This is a genomic window from Kitasatospora sp. NPDC056783 (assembly GCF_042789895.1).
Lineage (GTDB): Bacteria > Actinomycetota > Actinomycetes > Streptomycetales > Streptomycetaceae > Kitasatospora.
In genome coordinates, this window is the sequence record NZ_JBHUAF010000599.1 from 1 (window position 1) to 3,130 (window position 3,130).

General features: G+C 71.9%; 3 protein-coding genes. All 3 read left to right on the plus strand.

Annotated features, from left to right (window positions below):
* Positions 1-229: 229 nt before the first annotated feature.
* Entirely contained in the window at positions 230-1,168 is a 939-nt protein-coding gene (locus ACFRMQ_RS39650) for a ParA family protein (RefSeq protein WP_380735763.1), read from the plus strand.
* On the plus strand, positions 1,165-2,277 hold the full coding sequence (locus tag ACFRMQ_RS39655; RefSeq protein ID WP_380735761.1) for a ParB/RepB/Spo0J family partition protein: 1,113 nt from the start codon (positions 1,165-1,167) through the stop codon (positions 2,275-2,277). The genes ACFRMQ_RS39650 and ACFRMQ_RS39655 overlap by 4 nt, the downstream gene beginning before the upstream one ends.
* Before the next feature lie 129 nt (positions 2,278-2,406).
* Positions 2,407-3,024 carry a GNAT family N-acetyltransferase gene (locus ACFRMQ_RS39660; RefSeq protein WP_380735762.1) on the plus strand — a complete coding sequence of 206 codons (618 nt, stop codon included), beginning with the start codon at positions 2,407-2,409 and terminating at the stop codon, positions 3,022-3,024.
* Positions 3,025-3,130: the final 106 nt, after the last annotated feature.

The following is a 3,130-nucleotide window of genomic DNA, read 5'->3' on the forward strand; positions in this document are numbered from 1 at the left end:
CCTGAGAGGGAGGAGCGTCCGCCCGTCGTCGTTCAGGTGACCGCCGGGCCGCCGGTGGGACACCGGAGTGTCGCAACGTCAGATTTCCGGCATAGCGGGCATGGTGTTTCACGTGAAACGCCGCTCCTTGCTCTCGGGAATCCTCCGCCGTGACCGGGCGGCGACTGTTGCCGCTCCGGTTTCACGTGAAACACTGACCCCCATGCAGGACTCGGAGACCGTCGACCAGATCGATGACACGCCCATCGCGCGGGCTGCGCAGGCCGCGGTTCGGGCGATCGGCCGAGCGGGTGAGGGACTGCCCCGGCCCGCTGCCACCCGGGTGATCGTGGTCGCCAACCAGAAGGGTGGGGTGGGCAAGACCACCACCACCGTGAACATGGCCGCCTCGCTCGCCATGCACGGCCTGCGCGTCCTGGTCGTCGACCTCGACCCGCAGGGCAACGCCTCCACTGCGCTCGGCATCGACCACCACGCCGAAGTCCCGTCCATCTACGACGTCCTGGTGGAAGGAAAGCCGCTCGCCGACGTGGTGCAGCCGGTGCACGACGTCGAGGGGCTGTTCTGCGTCCCCGCCACCATCGACCTGGCCGGCGCCGAGATCGAGCTGGTCTCCCTGGTCGCCCGCGAGAGCCGGCTCCAGCGCGCCATCGCGGCCTACGAGCAGCCGCTGGACTACATCCTGATCGACTGTCCGCCCTCGCTGGGCCTGCTGACGGTCAACGCCCTGGTGGCCGGTCGGGAGGTGCTGATCCCGATCCAGTGCGAGTACTACGCGTTGGAGGGCCTCGGCCAGCTGCTGCGCAACGTCGAGCTGGTGCGCGCGCACCTCAACCCGGCACTGCACGTGTCGACCATCCTGCTCACCATGTACGACGCCCGGACCAGGCTGGCCGCCCAGGTCGCCGAGGAGGTCCGGACCCACTTCCAGCGCGAGGTGCTGAGCACGGCGATCCCGCGCTCGGTGCGCATCTCGGAGGCGCCCAGCTACGGGCAGACGGTGCTCACCTACGACCCGGGCTCGACCGGGGCGCTCTCCTACCTGGAGGCCGCCCGCGAGCTCGCGCAGCGTGCGGTGGTGGGCACGCTGGTGGGGCAGCAGCGGCACGGCCAGCAGGGGCACGGCGCCCCGGTGGCACAGCACGGTACGACGGAGGGTCATCAGTGAGTGCTCGCAGGGTTGGTCTGGGGAAGGGGCTCGGGGCGCTGCTCCCGTCGGCTCCGCCGGCGGTCGGCGGGGCGGTGGGACAGCCCGCGCCGGCCGCTCCCGCACCGGCCTCGGTGGTGCGGGAGTCCCCCGGGGCCGGTGCGGTCTCGCCGGCCGCGGTGCCGGTGCTGCCGGCCGGCCGGGGAACGGTGGCCGCCCGGGCCGGGCTCCTGGGCCGACGGGAGAAGGCTTCGGTCCAGCAGCCGGCCGAGCCGCCGGCGGAGGTCGCCGGGGCACGGTTCGCCGAGCTGCGGATGGACTCGATCACCCCCAACCCGCGTCAGCCGCGCGAGGTCTTCGACGACGACAAGCTGGCCGAGCTGGTCGCCTCCATCAAGGAGGTGGGCCTGCTCCAGCCGATCGTGGTGCGCCAGGTCGAGGCCGAACGCTACGAGCTGATCATGGGCGAGCGCCGTTGGCGGGCCTCCCGGGAGGCCGGGCTGGAGCGGATTCCCGCGATCGTCCGGGCCACCGAGGACGACAAGCTGCTGCTGGACGCCCTCCTGGAGAACCTGCACCGGGCCGAGCTGAACCCGCTGGAGGAGGCGGCCGCCTACGACCAGCTGCTGCGGGACTTCTCCTGCACCCACGAGGAGCTGGCCGACCGGGTCGTCCGCTCGCGGGCGCACGTCTCCAACACGCTGCGGCTGCTGAAGCTGCCGCCTTCGGTCCAGAGCCGGGTCGCCTCCGGGGTGCTCACCGCCGGGCACGCCCGGGCGCTGCTGGGGCTGTCGGACGGCGAGCGGCAGGAGGAGCTGGCCAAGCGGATCAACGCGGAGGGCCTCTCGGTGCGGACCACCGAGGAGATCGTCCGGATGATGGCCGCCGAGCCCGAGACGCCCAAGCGCCAGGCGCCGAAGGCGGGCAAGCTGAACTCCCCGGCCTTCAACGACCTGGCGACCCGCTTGTCCGACCGCTTCGACACCCGGGTCAAGGTCGAGGTGTCGCAGCGCGGCGGCAAGCTGGGCAAGGGCAAGGTGGTGCTGGAGTTCGGCTCGGTGGAGGACCTGAACCGGATCCTGGACAGCATGGCCCCCGGTGAGGACGGTCTGCGGCTGTCGCAGGGCTGAGCCGGTCGGCCGAGGGCGACGACCCGATGGGTGCATGTTCCACGTGAGCGCGCGTTTCACGTGAAACATGCACCCATCGGCGTTCGCGGGGGAATGCTCGACCGTGAGAGGGAGGAGGAGGTTACGGCCATGGGACGCCGGATCGTTCCGCTGACGCTGGACAACCTCGGGGACCTGCCGACCGGCTGCCGCTCCTGCGTGTTCTGGGAGCTGGACCCGGTCAGTGCGAAGCAGGCGGTGGAATCGGGCAAGCCGGAGCTGGAGAAGGAGAGGTGGATCTCCACGGTGCTGCTGGAGTGGGGGTCCTGCGGCCGGATCGTCTACGTGGACGACCGGCCCGCCGGGTTCGTGCTCTACGCGCCGCCGGCCTACGTCCCCCGCTCGCAGTCCTTCCCGACCAGCCCGGTCTCACCGGACGCCGTTCAGCTGATGGTCAGCCGGGTGCTGCCGGGCTACCAGCGCCAGGGGCTCGGCCGGGTGCTGGTGCAGACGGTGGCCAAGGACCTGATCGGGCGCGGGGTGCGGGCGATCGAGGCCTTCGGCTGGGTCGGACGGGTGCCGGTCAGCTGCGTGCTGCCGGCCGACCACCTGCTCGCGGTCGGCTTCAAGACCGTTCGCCCGCACGGGCGTTACCCGCGCCTGCGGCTGGAGGCGCGGACCACGCTCTCCTGGCGGGAGGACGTCGAGGGGGCACTGGAGCGGTTGCTCGGCGGCGGGCGGAAGGAGCCCGCGCTGCGGCCGTTCTAGCCCCGCCCGTTCTAGTCCAGCCCATGCTGTCCGAGCTCGTGGTGTCCGCGTCCGTGCTGTCGGCGCCCGTTTCAGGGGCGCGCCGGAAACGACGGTGGCGGGGCTC